Genomic DNA, 19,489 nt, shown 5'->3' with positions numbered 1-19,489 from the left:
GATGTTCTCCTTATAAATTTATTGATTGTCCAAAATGTAATGTTGACATGATAGGTATGCTATTTTTATCTACGGATACATCCATTCGAAAATCTAAATTTGAATGATTGTTTACGAAACCAAAAATTTGTATTTTTCTTCCTGCTCCTTTTGGAAGTCCATTTCCAACAATTACTTCATCAACACTATTCCAATCATATTGAACAGTAACAATTTTTGAATTCTGAGATTTTACATACTCTGTCATTTCTTCTTCGTGTTCCTTCAAAAAAGCAATCTGTTTTTCTTTTTCTGTTGGTTCGTTCATTTTTTCCACTCCTATCGTTCCGAGTACGGCTACCACTATCACTACAACTAAGATGACGATTTCTGTTCGTTTTTTATTTTTCAATTTGTTCACCTCTTTATAGATAAAAGCATTGCTATATACTTTAATATATGTTTTTAAGTCGCGTTTTATTTTTTATCTACCAAAATTTTTTTCTTTGATTATTTTTACGGTAGGATCAGGTTGGAAGTAGATTCGGACAATTATTCAAGCTATTTTTCATACACACCTTGAATTTTTTGAGATTGAACTAGCTGTTAATGATCTATTGCCCATATAAACGCTGTTCCTTTTCTAAATCACGATAGATATGTATTTACAGAGCGTGGGATAAAAGTAAGAAACACTTTTGTCTCGTTCTTTAAAAACGAATAAACGGTGGGAACAGAAGAAACTCCGAGAAATAAGCCGAAATTCACAAAAATTTGAAAAGCAATTTTCGTGAATCTCTTCTTATTTCTCGGAGTTAAACACTTCTGTCCCAACCTCCCTTCAAAATTAAAAAAAGCGCAAGATTTCCGACATCTTGTCAAAAATCTTACACTTAGCTAACTAGTAGCTATAAAATTGATTCAATCAGGATGGACAATTATATTCTCATATCATTTCCCTTTTTTCTTTTTAAAAGCAAGGTAATAGAATAATCCAGGAATTGCGATTAGTGCTAAGAGCTGCCCTTGATCATAAGGGTCTGATATATCTAGTTTGTCTTTCATCAATTGACTAATAGATAATATAGTTACTAAAATTGCTAAAAATAATGCCCATTTTCGTTGGATCTTCTTTTCACTCATTTTATATCTCCTTTTTACATTTATTAAATAGATATTCACCAGAATTAGAAAATCCCGCAATTTTTTGCAATAACCACAGCTGATAGGAGTGTTGATATTTATGGCTTTTGTCACTGACATTCTTGTTCATGGTGTCGACTTTATCAATTATTAGATTTTTTGTGTCGCTTTTCTAGCTACACTATCAGATCATTTCCTTGGGATTCTCACTATCCCAAGTTCCCTCATTTACCTGTTCCAACTTTATTTTCTGCTGCTTGGTCCATTTCGAAGGATCTTGGACGTATGTTTCAAAATCTAGGGTCTGTATAACCCAGTCCTTTTGATCTTGATCATACAACATCGTTACCTCAGCATTGTGACTCTTATCAATCAACGGTTCTGTAATCCCGCTTTCTTTCTTTAGCTGCACCGTTAGTTCGTTATCCGTGTATAAATCAAAGGTGACTTTAGTCTCATTCCCACTCTCTACTTTGAATGACTCACTATTAAAAACAAAAGTTTGAAATTTTTGATCGTAACTATTCATATATGGACGTAGTTCGTCAAACTCAGCTTGTATTTTTTTCTTTTCATCAATTGTGACCGCATCCAGAGCACCAAAGGATAAATCATTTTTAATACATTGGTTCATTGATACATAATACTCAACGATTCGCTTCAACAATTTTCTTTGAAAGGAATCATTCTGTATAAAAATAGAAGACTCATCTAATGATACTTTCTGATTTGACTTTCTTAAATCTTCTTTTTTGTTACTTTCAATTTCTCCATAAATAGGGCTATCCAAGAGATATTTCACAGAGTATTCACTTGAGATAAACGGTCCTAATTTCTTATTTTTCAAGGGAATTGTTTTATTTGAAATTTTAGAAATAAGTTTCGTATCGTTCGCCATTTCAATTTCAATTGTTCGAGGTATTGCATAGAACTGAGTTGGTCGCCAGAAATTATTTTCATTTTTCATCTCAAATTGTTCTACGTCACGAATCATTTTTTCTAAATCAACTAGCTTAGACTTAGTATCTAGGCTACTTCGATACAATTGAAAAGTTTCTTTATCTATAACTTGTCCGTTTGTAAACTGTGGACAGATCTTTTTGAAATTTGTATATTGATTTTTTTGTATTGCTAGTGCCAATTGTTTTGATTGATACTCTGTCGAAGTATAATGATGCCAGTAATTTAGTCCTGCTCCAATTCCAAAAATCCCTAATACTAAAAATAGTATTAGGAATTTCATATTATTGATTTTACTCATATAACCCGCCCATAAAAGAAGACACAAGCGCTTGATAATCATAGTTACTGTCTGACTTACTAGAATCTACAATCCATTTTCCATCTTTTTGAGTCAAATTAATCTTATAGCCTTCACCACTTATATCACTTGGCTGAGAAGTAGTTGCACTATCAAATTTGCTTGGTAGTTGCTGAAGTAAGTACTTTTCTGCATCTATCGAAGCCTTCTCATAATCATCATACTTGCCTTCATTTTCATTGACAAATTGAGTAATAATGCTATCAGTATCAATTCCATCAAAAGTAATCATCTCAGGTAATACATTCACTGTTGCCTCATTCGGGAACAATTGATCAATTGTATAATTTATTTTAGCCTTTTTCTGATTTGCTGTTTCAAAACTTTCAACAGCCTTACCCAACTCTGCATCAGATGGGACATACTCGGTAAACTCTTTTTTTAAGCGTGCGGAGAACTGTTGATTAAAATCATTATGTTCTTTTCCTAGATCATTATTCAACTTCAATTTATTTTCTTTATCAGCTGCCGTCGTTTTGTTCAGAAAAACCTGGGAAACATATTGTTCAGCAAGCTTCTTGATGTTCTCGGTATCATCATGATATTTGGATGCATCAACTTTTAGCGTGATTTCTTTACTTTTTTCATCACTTTGAAGGATTGGCTTGAAGTGCAACTCATATTTTTGTTCTTTCTCTACAGGAAACACGATGTAGCCATCAACACTCTTTCCTTTCGATAAGCTAGTTCCATCAAACGATCGAAAAGAATCATCTTCTGAATATATGTTTTTTTCAGAAATCTTGTCGTCATCTTTATCATACAAAGAGAAATCCTGTGAGGACAAATCAATGGAGTTTTTAGATATATTCTTGACAGATACTTCCAATGCCAAATAACCTGTTCCGTCTCCAGCTTTGTCCCCTTCCTCTAATACATATGAACCAGATTTAATTTTAACAGCTGTACTTCCAGCTTCAGCAGCTGGTTTCGTGACAGATCCCTTATCACTATTTCCACAGGCCCCTAGAAGTAAAACCGTTCCCAATATTAATCCCGCTGTGCTCACTTTTTTCATAATGTTCCTCCTCCAAAATTCTATACATAGTTGTTTTTTTCTACCTAATTCGGGAAATATCCTCAGCTTTTAAATCGTTTTTATTAAACCTCTAACTATCTATTTTTTCACCAATCTCTGGATAAGTTAGTAGTCGATATTTGCTTTCTCTTCCTATATCTGTCACACACATCAGCATGCTTTCCATTAAATTCATGAGCAAAAAGTCTTTGAGTCCTTTATAGTTGATCAATTGCATCCGTTAAAAGATAAAGACCAGCAACTCTTCAAATTTTTTCACCGGTCAGCTTAATTTGATTGTATTGTTCTAAGTAGGATCGAAAAGATTGACCTTTCCATTCTTGCACAATCGTATTATTCATACTATTGACCGCTTGAATCTATTGTTCGATGCCTTCTTTTGCACGAAGATAGACTTGTGCTTGTTGTTTTAACTGCCCAGGTGTAACTGAAATAACCCCTACCATAAAAATCATCCCCCTTGAGGAATGATTCTAAAGTTTTTATGATCTCCTGTACGATTAACTCGCAAATATGGGAGTGTTTTTTATGTATGAAAATCTAGGAGTAACTTTTACCAAAATTAGAGATGAAAAAAAGAGTACAGTAAAGAAAATGTTCGAAACAATAAGGTGTCTGAATCTCACTATTATCGCTTTGTCATACAAGAATCGGAGATTGATCTAACAAAGTTTTTAAACCTGCTTGAAAACTTAAATGTACAATTGGAAGAATTCACTTATCTGCTACCAGAAAGCAAAAATGATCTACAGCATTCAAAAAAGCAGTCGATTTCGCCCTTACGATTATTTTAGTATTTAATCTATTCACATATAGAAATTTGTCTCACCACTCACTGATTAATTTGATTCGTTCTGCCTTACGTTGAGCATAAAAATTATGCTGGTCATACTCTAGTTCTGCTTCACTAAAATTAGACTTTACTTTGATATATTCTTGATCCGTTAAACGTGAGCCCACCAAGCCTGTCGGTGGATTATTTCGCAACAATTTACTAACGTCATCAAATGCAATATCTAACTTGCTTTTCGGTGATTGGAATATAAAATAAATACCCACTTTAGGACCATTTTTCAACATTTTTTTCACTTGGTCTTCAAACAACAGACTCTTCTCGGAAAATGGCACTACTTCTGGGATATACACCAGCATTTTTTCTCTTGGTGCTGCGTTATTTTCCAATCGATTATCGATCTCTCCTAGTAACTCAAGGGCCGTTTGATTGTATTCAGTATCAGAAACAATCTGATCAAAAGCAGTAGTAGACTCAAACTGATTTCCATAATCAAAGACAAGGCGATAGTACTGTTGTTGAAGTGCTTTGAATCCTTCTATGATGGTTCGGTTCAAAAATTCTGTCTGTGATGGGGTATCGTCAGCAATGACACAATAGCCATCATCCACTGGAGAAAAGGCGACAATTTCAGTTGTTTCTAAACTCATACCAAATGGCAGATTTCCTTCTGACAAGTGCTTTTCAACTTCGGGGTAGGAATAAAATTCTTTAGCCGTCAATTGTTTGGGTGCCATCGGGATCTTCGCCGGTCTATCCCCCGACCATGCTTGGTCCATTTCCTTGATTTCAGCTTCTAAGTTGTTCAGACGTTCAATGTCGTTGTTTCCTTCTGTTGGCAAATAGACTTGCATCACGATTGGTTCATCTAACTTCACTTGAATGCGACCGGTGATTTCTTGTGGGATCAAGGCATCACGACCGACAATATCTTTTACAGCATTATCTTCGACTAGGTACAAGGCAATCCGTGTTGGGAGGTTGCTGGTCATGCTGATCTTGAAAGAATCTGCTCTTAAGGCGGTTGCTACCAGATACATGCCCAAGCTTGCACCTTCTCGTAACAATTGGTTCAGCACACTTTCTACCGCTTCTTCTAAAGGACTTTCCCTTAGTGGGTCGTAGCTGTCTAATACAATGACTTCGACTGGTAAAGAGTTGCCGGATTTTGATTCGTATTGAGAAAGACTAGAAACGCCATATAAAGAGAACTCCTCTTTTCGTTTTGTTAGTTCTTGACGAATCTTTTTGACACATTTTACTAATTTCTCGTTTTCTTCCAGATGAACAAGGTCCGCTACGTGAGGCAGATCTTTTAATGGCAATAACCCATTGGTCCCAAAATCGAACAGATAAACATGAAGCTGTTTTGGTGTGTTCTTTCGCGCGAGATTCATCACAAGCGTTTGGAGGGCGACAGATTTTCCAAAACCAGCACTGCCGTAAATAGCGATATGACTAAATTCATTAAAATCAAAAAAGAATGTCTCTTGTGCTTGTCGTGAAGGAATATCCATAAAAGCAAAAGGAACTGTCAGCTCTCGAGTAGCCTGCCACTCTTTTTCTCGGGAAATCGGTGGCGTACAAATTTCAATTTCTAAAGGCGGTAACCATGGCTTTTCTGGTAAAATTGCCTGTGTTTGTTTTGCCACTGCTGCTAAATAATCTACAATCGCTTCTAATTCCGTCTGTTGTTCTTCCTCTTGCACAACACCAATTTCTTCATCCTCAGATAAATCAGTCGTCAATAATTCATATTGCCCCAAGTCGTTGATTTTCCAGATACGTTCATCCACTTTTTCTTCATTTACCGATTCAGGATCATACGTTGCGCCACTCCAAGCGGATTGAAAGAGTTCATAGATTTCATTGTTCCCGACTTGTAAATAAGCACGTCCTGGCAAAGTGATATTGGCAGCATCCGGGGTTTTCAAAATTTCATTGGAATCACTAGCATCTTGAACTTTTAATGCTAATTTGAACCGTGAATTCGACCAAATCTGATCATCTACTACACCACTTGGTTTTTGTGTGGCTAAAATCAAATGAACACCTAAAGAACGACCAATCCGAGCTGTTGAAACCAGTTCGGCCATAAATTCTGGTTCGTTTGCTTTTAATTCGGCGAATTCATCTGAGATCAAGAACAAGTGTGGCAATGGTTCACTAGGGTATTTCTTTTTCTCTTCTGAGTCATGAATTTCTTTTCCTGCTTTATAGAGTTTCGTATAGCCATTGATATGATTGACCCCATATTTTCCAAAATAACGTTGGCGTTTTTGCAATTCTGCACGAATACTTGCTAGGGCCCGAGCAGAGCCGGCACCGTCTAAATTGGTAATAGAACCAAGTAAATGGGGTAAATTGGCAAATAGATTCGCCATCCCACCACCTTTAAAGTCAATCGGCAAGAATCCGACATCTTCTGGCGCAAAATTAATTGCAAGGCTTAATACATGACTTTGTACGATTTCCGATTTTCCTGATCCAGTCGTTCCTGCCACTAATCCATGTGGACCATGGGCACGTTCGTGTAAATTAAGTGACACTAGATCATCTTTCCCTCGGTATCCTAGTGGTACTGCCAAGGATTTTGCGGTATTGGCTGACTGCCATCGGGTGGAGGCTTGAAGTTCTTCCACTTCTTTCACTTGGTACATTTCCAAAAAACCGACAGATTCAGGAATTGCATTTTTTTCGACTTCCACATGATGCAAATTCGCCAAATGACGAATGGCTTGATCTAATGGATATTTTTCTGGTAAACGATAAGGTTTAAAGTCTTTGGCAAGATAGACATTTTTTTCATTTACCAATTGTCCACTTTCACTAGAAGTATACTTCACAAGTGTCGTAACAGTTTCCGGCAACATGGCTTCCGCTTCTTTCCCCCAAATAACCGTGACACCGTAGTCGCTCATGTCTTCTGCTAAAAATTCTTTCAATCCGTGTCCTGCTAACCAACTATCGTCTAAAATGGTAAAAACTATATGGGGCGAAAACTGGGTTTTATTATTGCCCCCAGCTTCTCTCAGCGCCTGTTTCCGTTTATTCATCAGCTGATAAAAACTATTCAAGACCATATCCCGACTTTGCGCATTATGGATCAGCCCTCTAAGATTCAAACTATGGATTTGAAAATGTGGTAGCCACCGCCATTTTTTCCAGTCTTTGTCGTACTGTTCTTCGGGAAGTAAGGCAATCATTTCCAAATCATGATAGGAATGAAAACTTGCAAGTTGAAATAAAATACTAGAAACTACTGTTCGTAAAACAGGGTAAGTGCCTACCAAGCCCAATGTTTGTTTTTGAAGATTAGTGCTGATTGGGGCTTGCTTGACGACAGAATAAGGATAAACGATATGTTCTTTGGCAAATAGCACTAAAGGATCTTTTGCTTGTTCGCCATCAAAAGCGACTTCATAAGAAGAAGTCAAATCCCCTGTTCCCAGTGAAAACTCCAAGTAATCTGCATTATTTATGGTCTTCTCATAAATTCGGGGACTATAGTTAATGACTAACTGTGAAAGTTTTTCTAAATCAGGAAAATGATAGTCGAATGTTTGTTGTTGCTTTTGAGCTAGCCGCTCTAATTCTGCGGTATTTTCTAGTAGATAGCTTTGATAATTCTCTTCTCGTTCTACTTTCTTATGGGCAAAATCTTTCTTATTGGTAAAGTAAGAAGAAACAGATAAAGCTGCCGTCAATAAACTTGCACTACCCATCCCAACCATCATCAAAGGATTCCCACCACTTAATAAACTAGTCGCACCACTGGCCACTAACATACCTAACGGAGGTAAAATCGTGCGGATGATGTCACTTTTTCCTGTATCCATTAAACTTTCTGGCAGTTGAATGGCTATTTTTTCTGTTGGTTGTTGTAACAAGATTCTTGGACTGCGCCGAAAATCAGGAAAATTCATCGGCACTTCTGGCTCAAAGGCTTGTGGCAATAATTTCCAAGAATTCAATGTCACTTGTTGATAAATTTCAGTTAATTTCAATTGCTTTGGTCGATACTCCATCGCTATACCACCGATAATTAAGCGATCCCCTACTTTCAACGTATATGTTCCATTGAATATACGCTGTTCATTCAAATAAACGCATTCTTGATCTACAGACAAAGAAAGAAAAAAATCTTCTTCCTTCATTGGACTGTTTTTCATTTTCGGCCCGATGATCGCGAAAGCTGTAGTCGGAAAAGCAATGTCACTGCCTTTATTTTCAGAAATGATCAGTTTATCGTAAGGAAGATTGGTAGTGAACACATTCAAGGATTGATGAGGAACCGCAAAAAATCGCTCTCCATTGTACCGAATCATTGGCGTTTCCCATTTCTGTTGATTGAAAAATAAATTCTCGTGCGTTAATTCAATCATTATCCCTTCAAACTGCAAGACAGCATTCGTAGGGCTCATTTCAAAATGGTGAAAGGTATCCCCAAAAACAAACACATCATAGAGAACTGCTTCTTTTGAAATAATTTGGTCATCAAAGTTAGGTATTATAGGATAAGAGTGTGTGGTTTCATTTGTTGATATCATTTTTTTCACCACCCACTTTTGCCGTGTAAGTATCAATTGCTTTTTGGTATTCTTCCAACTGTTTCTGCTTCTTCGCTCCAGACATCGTACTATTTTTTGTTGCGTCATATAATTTTGTATACGCATGTAAAATCAACTGGTCATCCCCAAAGTTTTGAGCAATCTCTAATCGTTCCAATTCAATTTCACTACTTCCATTAGACATCTTCTCCATGAATAACCTTCCTCCGCTCTTTCCTGATTAGATCAGCGAAATGACACTCTAAAACAATCGCCATCGCTTAATGGATAATCAGCTAATGGTTGCTGGTCATTTACTACTATCTTTTTATTCTCAATGACTAATTCAAACTCCTCATACTGTAACAGTCGTTCTTCTCGTAAAATTGGCTCTAACAATGCTTTTAATCGCACCAGTGTAACTTGATTTGGGATCCGCAAATCCAATTCATGATTTTCGATATGCAGACTGATATTGATGGTTGTTTTCACCGTTTCCTCCCCTAAACCAGCATATTTTTTGCCTAAAAGCACCCCTGCACCTATAGCAACAATGCCCACTATGCCCATCAATACAACCAGTAACCAGTTAGGCATCGTCATTCTCCCATGGTCGATTTTCCATGATAGCGGTGAAATGAACTCTTCATACAAAATTTTATACGCTTTTAAATCGGATTTCTGTTGGTTATTTACAACATTTTGGGCATCTGTTTTGTTTGTCTGACTGATTGTTTCACCTGTTCTCTCCTTCCTGATTTCTTCAACCTATATACAAAAAACGCCAGCACCTTCGTACTGACTTTCCGTATTTAGTTAAACCCAAAGGATTTAGCATCTTGCGCAACCATATTATCCATACTATTGACTGCTGGAATCTGTTATTCGATGCCTTCTTTTGCACGAAGATAAACTTGTTTCAGCAGAAACAAAGATAGTCATGGAAATCTTACCTAAGATTGACACTAAATCTCTGCCAGTGCTAAAATAATAAAAAAATCAATAGGAACCATGCTGACACAAAAATCATTCTTTATGAGGAAAGATACTAAAGTTTTCATGATCTCCTATATGATTAACTCGCGGATATGGAAGTGTTTTTTATGTATGAAAATTTAGGAGTAGCTTTTAGCAAAATTAGAGATGAAAAAAAGATTTCAGTAAAGGATATTGTTCGAAACAACGAGTTGTCAGAATCCCAATACTATCGATTTGTTAAACAAGAATCCGATATTGGTCTAACAAAGTTTTTAAACCTGCTTGAAAACTTGAATGTACAATTTGAAGAATTCATTTATCTGTTACCAGAAAGTAAGAATGATCTACAGCATTCAATGATGACCATCTCCGAAGCTTTTAATCGTCAAGACCATGAAAAATTAAAAGAACTAGAATCCGCATTTTCCACTACTTATTTAGCCACAAAGAAGATCAAATACCTTCACCTTTCAATCATATGTGAATGCTTGTACATGAGGACCACTAGAGATTTTTCAACTCCTCCCAGAGTTCATCGTGTGATTGAGTATCTCCAAAACGTAGACAATTGGCACCACTATGAATTAGTTTTATTCTCCAATACTTTTTTTGCATTTGATTTAGCCGATACTTTATCTCTACTCCTCATTGCAAAGAAAAAATCAGAAGCACTAAAAGACTATCACCCCTATATAAAAGAATCGATTCGTCTTTATTCAAATATTGCTATCCACCTATTAGAAATGAAAAATTTCAAATTAGCGTTGGTTGCGATCAAAGAACTAGAACAAATCGAAGTCGGCGAAGAACATATTTACGAAAAAATTCTCTTGAAATTTTGGAAGCAGCTCTCCATCTACATTCAAAATCCTTCCAACGATACACTTACAGAAATGCAAACATTACTCGATCATCTAGCCTTTTTCGATTGTCACTCACTGATCCGAATGCTAAGCGAAATCACTACTTTCACAGTCAAAGTCATTCCATACAAGTAACTCGTTCATACTAAAAATTGATTTCAGATACTACTTCCTGAGTGATAGCGGGTTAGGTTTCCTGTGAATCAGGGGAAGAATGAGGGTAATGCAAAAAGAGCACTGATCCGAGGTTAGGACAGAAGTGTTTAACTCCGAGAAATAAGAAGAAATTAACGAAAATTGCTTTTCAAATTTTTGTGAATTTCGGCTTATTTAAGAAGGATTTACTTCTGCTCCCACCGTTTATTCGATTTTAAAGCATGAGACAAAAGTATTTCTTACTTTTGTCCCACTCTCAGGTCAGTGCTCAAGTATCGAATAATAAAAATATTATTCGACTAATTATCAAAAAAAATCCCGACTGAACATCTGTCGAGATTTTAAAATCCAATCATGATTCTTATTGTTGTTCTTATAGATAGATCAATTTATCTGCGAATGCGGCTATCTCAATATCGTGTGTAACCACAACGACAGATTTGCCACTCTTACACAGGTCTTTGAAAATGTTTAAAACATGCTTTGTATTTTTATGATCTAAATTTCCAGTTGGCTCATCCGTAAAAAGAACATCGAATTTTTTCGATAATGCTCTAGCTAAAGCAATCCTTTGTTGCTCTCCCCCGCTTAATTCATAAACTTTTTTAGTAAGTATCGATTCCGTCAAACCAACTTTTTCTATAATTTCCCTCAAGTCTTCCTTTTCAAAGGACGGATTTAATTTAGCACCCAAATCTATATTATACTTAGCAGATTTATCATCTAAGAGTGCAAAATTTTGAAACAAATAGGCAATAGTATTCCTCCTGATTTTTTGAATTTCACTTGACGATCGACTACTTTTTTCTTTATAAATAATACTACCAGCATCCGGTTTGATCATCAAAGACATCAAACCCAATAAAGTAGATTTTCCAGAGCCACTCTCCCCCAATATACATATAAATTCCCCTTTTGAGATTGTAGTCGAGAAATTTTCAATTACTTTTTTACCTTTGTAAGATTTATGGACATTCTCTATCTTTATCATAAGGAACCTCCTCTTATGAATTTTTCAAAATAGCGTGTTGCATACTTTTTGTCACAAAAAACAATTGCAACAAACCCTAAAACAATGATACCGAGTAACAAAATGCCCGATCCCATCTTTAATTTCCATACAATAGTGCATCCTATCAATAAAATATCCATTACAAAAGTAGTTAGTAAAGAAAAGATATTACGTTTCCAAAAACTGTAACCAAGCGAAGTTTTTAAAAAGTAGATTGTCTCGTAATATTTATATAATAGCTTAAGAAATGATAGAAGTAGGAATATACTCAAAATAGATAATATCAGAATACTTACAATACTGTTAATCAGTTGAAATCTTACATTCATTAGCGCTAATCCATTTTGAGAATAGAGAGATTGTGTTTGATCTATAATAGCTCCTAAATCATTTTTTATAAGAATATCCAAGATACTAGCATACGGCTTCGGATGGCTTTCGTAAAAATAAAATCCTCCTCCTGAAGTGAAGAGATTCCCATAAAATACACCATCTAAGTTATCTTCAAAAATGATCGCAACTGGATCTTCAATTCTATATCTGTCCTGAGCACTTCCATGGTTAGTATTAAATGTAAAATACGTTTGATTATTTTTTGCATAGACAATATTGACCGACAAACTTAAAGACGTTTCATCAATATTGCCTGCTTGCCGATCCCTAAGCATATTCTCAATTTCAATCATCCGAAACTGGTAGTCCTTCAAATAATTTTCCCTGATTTCATGTTCATACTGTTTATATTTTTCTGGAACTACTATAGTTAGCGTTCCTTTATCCGAATGCAGAAGCTCTTCTACTTTCCCTGTTTCTACAAGTTGTATATTATTCTTCTTTATGTAATTGGCATCTACGATTATAGATCTGCCGTAAGGGCTGACTATCTTATCATGTTCATTTTCCGTATTGATGTGATAAAGAAAAATTGGATTATTCGGGTCACCATTTACTATTGAGAAATTATCTGCTGTGACAATGAAGGTATCCTTTTGCTGAGACAAATCACGGTATAAATTTTTAGCTTTCTTTGCATAATCCGCTTCAACAAGGTCATCCTCTCGCTTTATCTGGTTTGTTACATTCGTCATATAGACATCCTTGTATTTCGAAAAATCTTTCAATGCTGCCGATTCGTAACTATACTCTTGATATTTCTGTCCCGCATAGTTAAAAGAGTAGAGGAATCCTACCATAGCCATAAAACAAAATAAATAAAAAAACAGCAATAAATATCTTGATGATTTTTTCCCTCTAATATAGTCAGCATTATACTTGATAAAGCAAGCAAAGAAGTTAACAACACTACACATTGCTAAGAAAATACACGTTATAGTTATTCCAATCACAAGAATTGGCACAGTATTAAATGATTTATCAGAAAAATTCTTTGCAAAGTCATAAATTATAAACAAAAGTGAAATAATCGCATTTGTAAAAAGTACCAAGGGAAACAGATCAAGTATTTCTTGAATAAATATCTCCCATTTTTGATAGCCCAACGACTTTTTTATAGAGACTACATTCAGTCGTGTATACAAATTTATCACTAATAGGAATAGCAAGAACGTCAGCAGATACAATGCGATGACTACAATCCCTCCATTGACTGTATAGATGGCTGCACGATCCATCTGATATTCTGGAATTATTTTCACTTGACCAAATCTTGAAAATTTACTAAGCGTATCTTTTTTGATTTCACTAAAATAAAATGAATTCCCTATGCCTGTGTTAACCATATCATTTAACGGTTTCATTTCTATTTGGAACCTATTATTCGCCATCATACTATAACTATCTGTATCAGTTGGATTTGGTGAGTACTTTTTTGTTGCATTCAGTCGCTTCTTCCAATTGACTTGACTTTGCGGATTTGAACAGTAAATCAGTATCTTATCTTTTTCCGGAAAAGTATATTGACTAACATTTAGCCCATTCTCTTCCGAATATTGATTCACAAAATCCAAGTATTCCTGCTTTGAATGATTCTCATTAAATAAAATCTGAACTTGTTGAATGTCTTTATAAAGAAATTCGTCAATTTGTTTATCCAACCAAAAATCGATTGAAAAAAGGAGTACAAAAAAGAAGAAAAACGAATGACCTAAAATAATCAGTTTTTTTACCATCAATGAACCCCCTCCTACTTCCTTTATTCCACTCCAACCTAAATTTCCTAAACAATTTCGGTAAAAATGGAATAAATAATGTTTCTCATATCATACCAAGAAAAACTATAGAGAAGAGTTCAATATATAGTGTCATTCTGTTATGTAAACCAATATTTACAATGTTTGAGGAAGAAAAATACTCAATAAAAAAGCGAACAACACGAAAGAAACAAAACCAATCGCTGCTACAATAAAATATGTTCGACTCCTCTTTGCAATATGTTCGGAAGTACCTAATATGAAAAATAATAGTGAAAACAACGTACAAATCATGAATACCCACGCATAGATACTATGATTGTAAAAGTAAAATCTGAATTTTATCAGTAAGAAAAAAATTGCTACCAACAGTAAAATACTAAAAATGTTCAAGAAATTTTTTACTCGTTTGTAATGATCCTCTCTTCTGATTGGATGCTTGGAGTCTACCAGTTTCTCATTCACTAATTCATCCATACTCAAATTGAAGAAAGAAGCCAATTGAATCAAATTATTCACATCTGGAAAACCATTATCATTCTCCCACTTAGATAGCGACTGCCTTGATACATTAAGATAATCCGCTACCTCTTGTTGCGAATATCCTCCTAACTTTCTTAAATACTTTAGTTTTTTCCCCAAGCTCATTTCAATCCCTCCTATTCTTTATTTTTCTTTATGTAAACTTTGTTTTCATTATATCTATGTAAATTAGTATTTACTAGATTTCTTTGACAAATGTAGTATTGTTTAATCCAGAAAGGAGTGAAAAATATGAAAAAAAGAGGAATAACTAGTCTTCTCACAATTGCTTCAATTGGAACAATCGCTTTAGGAGGAATTAGCTTTGCTGATGAATTTGGGAATACAGAACCTACTGAGGGAATGGTCAATATGGACAACTATAGCCCGAAATTAAGAACCACTGAACAAGTCGGGGGCGGAACTTGGATCTATGGTTTTAACGGCACCAAACATTCCTCTGCTTACCAGCATCTAACAAAAAAACATTCAGCTACCGCCAAAAATGGTAACGGTGCTGGAAAACGAGATACTCGAGCTGCTGGAGTGCAGGCATTTTCTCAAGTAAACTCTACACTTACTGGCAATACAGTTTGGTGGAACAACAATGTTAAATAATAGAAATTTCGCCTGAATACAGTCTACAAAAATGATTCTACTAGGATTTCCCGTACATAATGCAAAAAAAAGAACAATTTTTCAACTACTGATAATCATATTCTTTCACCGTCATTCATCCTTTTTCTCCGCCATTTTATCTCATTTGGCGGAGAAAGAATTTAGATGAGTGTAGTTTGCTTGTTTTCGTGTTGTCTGATTAAGACCTCTTCTATTGGGGTTCTATAGCACTAACAAAAAGTAGCCACTATAATAATTTCTACAACAAAAAAGCTTCACAAACATTCGCATTCGTTATAGTACTCTACTTCACTTACTATGTGTCACAAATCACCTTCAAATAGCATTGTCACAAATTGTGGCTTTAAAAATACCGGTTTCTTTTTTATACTCACTACAAGAACGAATGATTTTATGAGGTTGGGACAGAAGTGTTTAACTCCAAGAAATAAGAAGAAATTAACGAAAATTGCTTTTCAAATTTTTGTGAATTTCGGCTTATTTCCGAAGGAGTTGCTTCTGTTCCCACCGTTTATTCGTTTTTAAAGAATGAGACAAAAGTGTTTCTTACTTTTGTTCCACGCGCTACATACATTTGGAGGAACACTATGGAATTTAGTGAAATTTTAAAAGAAAGAAGGACTTCATTAGGTATTACTCAAGAAAGATTGGCAAAAGAATTAAATGTTAGTCGTTCAGCTATCTCGAATTGGGAAATTGGTCGAAATTATCCAGATATTCAAACACTCATTGATTTATCAAAAATTTTAGATGTGTCTTTAGACTTTTTATTGAATACAGATAATACTATCGTTGAGAAGATCGACGAAGACTTATCTAAGAAAAAATGGCTAAAAAAATTAAGTTTAGTACTTGCAACATTATTAGTAGTTTCGATAAGTGTTAGTATCTTTCTATTTTCTACAAAAAGACCCACAGTTAATTTTATCAAGTCCGATGAACCGAGTACTTCTGATATTGGACTTTTCACAAAGAAAGATCTAAAAAACATAGCAATAAAAAATAAAAAAGTAGAAGTGCTATTCAATCTACCGAAGGAGAACACTTTCGCAGGATATTATACAGACGTAGACAATAAAAATGGAATCGTTACTATAGACATGTATAAATTTATTAACGAAGGTGTGCGTGAGAAAAAGGTCTCGCACAATGGTCTGGTTGACATCGATCTAAGTTCTTATTCACATATCAAAGAGATAAATATTCGATACAAATAATGTCTATTTTCAAGGAATTTGAGACACGATTCCTTGGTAATTTTTTTGACCAACTAGAAATTTACAGCTAGTTGCGAGATAAAAATCACCACCAAGCTTTTTGTTAAATAAAAAAGGCACTCTCAAATATGGAAAGTGCCTTGAAACGATACAATTGATTGGTAGTCGGTTTTCAATGATTCTCGATCAGTCAAACAAGTTTTTCTTTTTTCTTGCTATTATTGCAACAAGTAATAACAGTGCTCCCGAAAGTATGAAAACAATTCTGACACCGCACAAATCCGAAATAACTCCCATTAACAGTATGGATATAGAAAATGCTCCTGTATATAAGACCCCCGTGGATGCATAGATAGCAGCCAATTTACTCTTAGACATCTTTTGTTGTACAGCGGTGGCTTGCGGAATATTCTTGATTTGAGAAAACAATCCAATGAAAATAGAACATACTAATATAAGTATTGGGTTCCAACTTATGGAGACAATCACTGTCGCTATCGCACCAATAAAAGAACCCCAATAAATAGATTTAGATTTGTTTTTATTGATCCATTTGGATAATCTCATCACGATTAGGCTTCCTATCATGGCTCCAATAAAATAGGTTGCATTGATGTAGCCCCACCAATTATCAGAAACATGTAATACTTCTCTTACAAAAACTAAAATTATCGCAGAGACCCAAGCAGTATTGGCAATACTCTCCAGAACATCCATCACTACGACCGTCCTGATGATTTCATGTGTTCGGATTTCATGCCAGCCACTCAATAAATTTTCTTTCTTATTTTTCTTCACATTAACAGCTATTTGAATTTTAGGTAGAAACCAAAAAATCGTGGCAGATATGATAAATATAAGCAGGTCTAACCATACGATTTCATTGATTGTAAAAACTATAAGAAGTGAAGAGCCGATTGCCCAACTTCCGATACTTACAAGTTGTAGTAGTGTACTAAACAAGCTATTAGACTTCATCAAAAGTTCTTTTTCTACATAGTGTGGAACCAGCGCCATACTTATTGGATCGGTGAAACCATCAAAAAAAGAAATACCCGCAACTAATAAATAAATGATAATGACGTTAGGTTGAGCTATCCTGTATTGCAAATAGATTGCTAAGAAAAACAAAATCAATACTTTACAGGATTGACTTACTTTGATAACACCAGTTATAGAGAAATGAGTGGTTATTATAGGAACAAGCAAACCTGAAATGATCGTTCCACCTGTGATTAGTACTGGGACAATAGAGGCGGCCAAAGCCGAATGAGTTAAGGAAAAAATTGAACTGACTACTGCTACAGTATAGATTGTGTCACCAATATTTGCTAGAATCTGTCCTACTACTAATTTTTTAAACGCTTGATTATTTTTCATCTTTCTCATCCTTACTTAGAAGAAACAATCGTTCTTCTTAATTTTTTCTATCTAAGTAAGATATTCTAAATTTTTTTCATAAATTGTTCCTTTCCTACTGCCTCACTTAACTTAAAGTTTCTGTTAGAACTTGCGAATTTTGCCACTTACATTCATCAACTGTATCTTTTCGTATAACTGCTTCCGAAATACATCCCTTACAATATTCTTCCTGGACACAATCTTTGCAGTATTTTGATGACGGAAATTCAAGTTTGGAAAAAGTTTGATAACTTCTAATCAGTACTTTTTCAAGAGATTCTCTATTTAAATTTCCAATGTTCATTTGCATCATTGCACATGGTGTAACCATAAGTTTAGGAGTGATTTTCAATGTTTTATAACCTGCACCACAGTCTTTTAGGTCGTTGCACTCTTCTTCAATCTCTTCTACGGTAAAATTGTCATCATCAAATGTTGATTTTAAATATTGCAAAATAGATTTATATTTTTTATACGTATATCCATCCAATCGATTCTCCACTGCTCTCCCTTGATTTGTGATTATTCCTAATCGTTGTTCTTTGACTCCTAATTTTTTAATTATTCCTGTCAATTCTATTATTTCTTCCAAGGATTGATCGATAAGAATTGTTGAAACTATTGTAGGTAAATTTCTGCTTCTACATTCTTTAATAAACTGAATAGTTCTTCTGTAGGCATCTTTTCTGCCCCTAATATTATTATGAATACGTTCGGTACCATCAATTGAAACTTGAATTAGTGGATCTTTACTAACTGCTAAACTGTCTAAACATGACTTCACTTTTTTTGTATTAATGTACCCACTAGTAGTAACATGGACTGAAGCATCGTTTTCTATCAACAGATTGATAATTTTTCCAATTCCTACAAAAGTGAATGGCTCTCCCCCTGTTAGTTGAAAAATACGGACACCCTTATTAAGTAGTTCTTTGGTCAAATAAATAGATTTTTCTAAAGGCATTTCATTTCCCAATACTCCAGCACTTAAAAAACAATGCTTACAATTCAACGGACATTTATGAGTAAGCTCCAGAGTAATATGTTCTGGAGTATAATAATCTTTACTTCCTCTAACGGTCATTCGTTCTTTCTTATCTACAGTTTCCATTAAGACATTGTTATTTTTCAAATTATCAATAAAATCTCTTAAGAGGTAATTAACTTCTTCAATCGATTCTTCGTATTTTTTACTAAAATAATTAATAAGCATATCATAACTATACTGACCATTAAGACAAGTCAATATTTCCTCAGCACTTTCATTTATCCCTATGGTCATTCTTGTATCATTAAATAAATACGAAAAAAATGTTCCATCAGGTTGTTTTAAAACAAAATTTCCAGATTTCAGTGATAGATACATTAATTTTTCACCTCTACAAAATTTTAGATATTATAAAATAACAAAACTTACATTTTTTAATGTGCTTATAAATAGAAAAGAATGATTAGAAACAATTTATACCCATAGACTTTAATCACATTTGTAATCTAGTCAAAAAGATAACTTGTTTAAAATCATTCTATCCCTACTTTGACTTTGAGTAATTAAACTCTTCCTTTTTGGCAACGTTTTGGAGTGGAACCTAAACGTAGAGATGTTGATTTAGAAGCATTGATTTGAATGAATTCTGGTTTTTTCATACGGCGGATTTTATAATGAACTTAGCCATTTAAAATAAAAAAAACGCCACGTGAATTCCATGTTATATTGAAGTTACCA

17 protein-coding genes and 1 pseudogene are annotated in these 19,489 nt (G+C 34.6%); 5 read left to right on the top strand and 13 right to left on the bottom strand.

What is annotated here, in order from left to right; all coding sequences use genetic code 11:
• Positions 1-10 precede the first annotated feature (10 nt).
• The 5 genes from FGQ66_RS09200 to FGQ66_RS15210 all read right to left on the bottom strand — a co-directional run bounded on the left by FGQ66_RS09200 (position 11) and on the right by FGQ66_RS15210 (position 3,699).
• Entirely contained in the window at positions 11-391 is a 381-nt protein-coding gene (locus FGQ66_RS09200; RefSeq protein WP_138302256.1) for a hypothetical protein, read from the bottom strand.
• Positions 392-930: 539 nt separating this feature from the next.
• Entirely contained in the window at positions 931-1,122 is a 192-nt protein-coding gene (locus FGQ66_RS09195; RefSeq protein WP_081135221.1) for a hypothetical protein, read from the bottom strand.
• 184 nt (positions 1,123-1,306) lie between these two features.
• Positions 1,307-2,383: a YvbJ-related protein gene (locus FGQ66_RS09190; protein ID WP_138302255.1), complete on the bottom strand. Its 1,077-nt coding sequence runs from the start codon at positions 2,381-2,383 to the stop codon at positions 1,307-1,309.
• A complete protein-coding gene (locus FGQ66_RS09185) occupies positions 2,376-3,461 on the bottom strand; it encodes a DUF4352 domain-containing protein (protein ID WP_138302254.1) in 1,086 nt (361 codons plus the stop codon). The genes FGQ66_RS09190 and FGQ66_RS09185 overlap by 8 nt, the downstream gene beginning before the upstream one ends.
• Before the next feature lie 91 nt (positions 3,462-3,552).
• Entirely contained in the window at positions 3,553-3,699 is a 147-nt protein-coding gene (locus FGQ66_RS15210; protein ID WP_171024594.1) for a hypothetical protein, read from the bottom strand.
• Between the two features lie 394 nt (positions 3,700-4,093).
• Here FGQ66_RS15210 and FGQ66_RS15205 point away from each other — a divergent pair, with 394 nt between their 5' ends.
• Positions 4,094-4,276 carry a hypothetical protein gene (locus FGQ66_RS15205; RefSeq protein WP_171024593.1) on the top strand — a complete coding sequence of 61 codons (183 nt, stop codon included), beginning with the start codon at positions 4,094-4,096 and terminating at the stop codon, positions 4,274-4,276.
• A gap of 31 nt (positions 4,277-4,307) precedes the next feature.
• Here the strand turns inward: FGQ66_RS15205 and essC are convergent, their stop codons facing one another.
• From essC to FGQ66_RS09170, 3 genes are read right to left on the bottom strand one after another with little or no spacing between them, the layout of a single operon-like run.
• Complete coding sequence (gene essC / locus FGQ66_RS09180; protein ID WP_138302253.1) at positions 4,308-8,825, bottom strand: type VII secretion protein EssC; 4,518 nt, start codon at positions 8,823-8,825, stop codon at positions 4,308-4,310.
• Positions 8,809-9,039 carry a type VII secretion protein EssB/YukC gene (locus tag FGQ66_RS09175; RefSeq protein ID WP_113846395.1) on the bottom strand — a complete coding sequence of 77 codons (231 nt, stop codon included), beginning with the start codon at positions 9,037-9,039 and terminating at the stop codon, positions 8,809-8,811. Before FGQ66_RS09175 ends, essC begins: the two co-directional genes overlap by 17 nt.
• A 32-nt stretch (positions 9,040-9,071) precedes the next feature.
• A complete protein-coding gene (locus FGQ66_RS09170) occupies positions 9,072-9,422 on the bottom strand; it encodes an EsaB/YukD family protein (RefSeq protein ID WP_230315265.1) in 351 nt (116 codons plus the stop codon).
• A 506-nt stretch (positions 9,423-9,928) separates the two neighbouring features.
• Between FGQ66_RS09170 and FGQ66_RS09165 the strand changes: the two genes are divergently transcribed.
• Positions 9,929-10,801: an Rgg family transcriptional regulator gene (locus FGQ66_RS09165; RefSeq protein ID WP_171024592.1), complete on the top strand. Its 873-nt coding sequence runs from the start codon at positions 9,929-9,931 to the stop codon at positions 10,799-10,801.
• Positions 10,802-10,911: 110 nt separating this feature from the next.
• Positions 10,912-11,040: pseudogene (locus tag FGQ66_RS15690) on the top strand (DUF3788 family protein); the annotation flags it as partial.
• Positions 11,041-11,195: 155 nt separating this feature from the next.
• Here the strand turns inward: FGQ66_RS15690 and FGQ66_RS09155 are convergent.
• From FGQ66_RS09155 to FGQ66_RS09145, 3 genes are all read right to left on the bottom strand, one after another.
• The gene (locus FGQ66_RS09155) at positions 11,196-11,813 is read right to left on the bottom strand and encodes an ABC transporter ATP-binding protein (protein ID WP_081135202.1); all 618 of its coding nucleotides are present in this window, start codon (positions 11,811-11,813) and stop codon (positions 11,196-11,198) included.
• Positions 11,810-13,963, bottom strand: a complete 2,154-nt coding sequence (locus FGQ66_RS09150; RefSeq protein ID WP_138302251.1) for a bacteriocin-associated integral membrane family protein — start codon at positions 13,961-13,963, stop codon at positions 11,810-11,812. The genes FGQ66_RS09155 and FGQ66_RS09150 overlap by 4 nt, the downstream gene beginning before the upstream one ends.
• Positions 13,964-14,119: 156 nt before the next feature.
• On the bottom strand, positions 14,120-14,632 hold the full coding sequence (locus tag FGQ66_RS09145) for a helix-turn-helix domain-containing protein (RefSeq protein WP_138302250.1): 513 nt from the start codon (positions 14,630-14,632) through the stop codon (positions 14,120-14,122).
• A gap of 126 nt (positions 14,633-14,758) precedes the next feature.
• Here FGQ66_RS09145 and FGQ66_RS09140 point away from each other — a divergent pair, with 126 nt between their 5' ends.
• Together FGQ66_RS09140 and FGQ66_RS09135 are read left to right on the top strand one after the other, a co-directional pair.
• Complete coding sequence (locus FGQ66_RS09140; protein ID WP_138302249.1) at positions 14,759-15,124, top strand: lactococcin 972 family bacteriocin; 366 nt, start codon at positions 14,759-14,761, stop codon at positions 15,122-15,124.
• A gap of 608 nt (positions 15,125-15,732) precedes the next feature.
• Complete coding sequence (locus FGQ66_RS09135; protein WP_138302248.1) at positions 15,733-16,362, top strand: helix-turn-helix domain-containing protein; 630 nt, start codon at positions 15,733-15,735, stop codon at positions 16,360-16,362.
• Between the two features lie 186 nt (positions 16,363-16,548).
• On the opposite strand, the gene FGQ66_RS09130 is transcribed toward FGQ66_RS09135, so the two are convergent.
• A complete protein-coding gene (locus FGQ66_RS09130) occupies positions 16,549-17,742 on the bottom strand; it encodes an MFS transporter (RefSeq protein WP_138302247.1) in 1,194 nt (397 codons plus the stop codon).
• Between the two features lie 106 nt (positions 17,743-17,848).
• Positions 17,849-19,129 carry a radical SAM/SPASM domain-containing protein gene (locus FGQ66_RS09125; protein WP_138302246.1) on the bottom strand — a complete coding sequence of 427 codons (1,281 nt, stop codon included), beginning with the start codon at positions 19,127-19,129 and terminating at the stop codon, positions 17,849-17,851.
• Positions 19,130-19,489: the final 360 nt, after the last annotated feature.

This window comes from Enterococcus sp. BSD2780061688st2 D3 (assembly GCF_005844145.1).
In the GTDB taxonomy this organism is placed as follows: Bacteria; Bacillota; Bacilli; order Lactobacillales; family Enterococcaceae; genus Enterococcus_B; species Enterococcus_B durans.
Note: the sequence above shows the minus strand (reverse complement) of the source record. Positions and strands in the feature narration are given on the sequence as shown.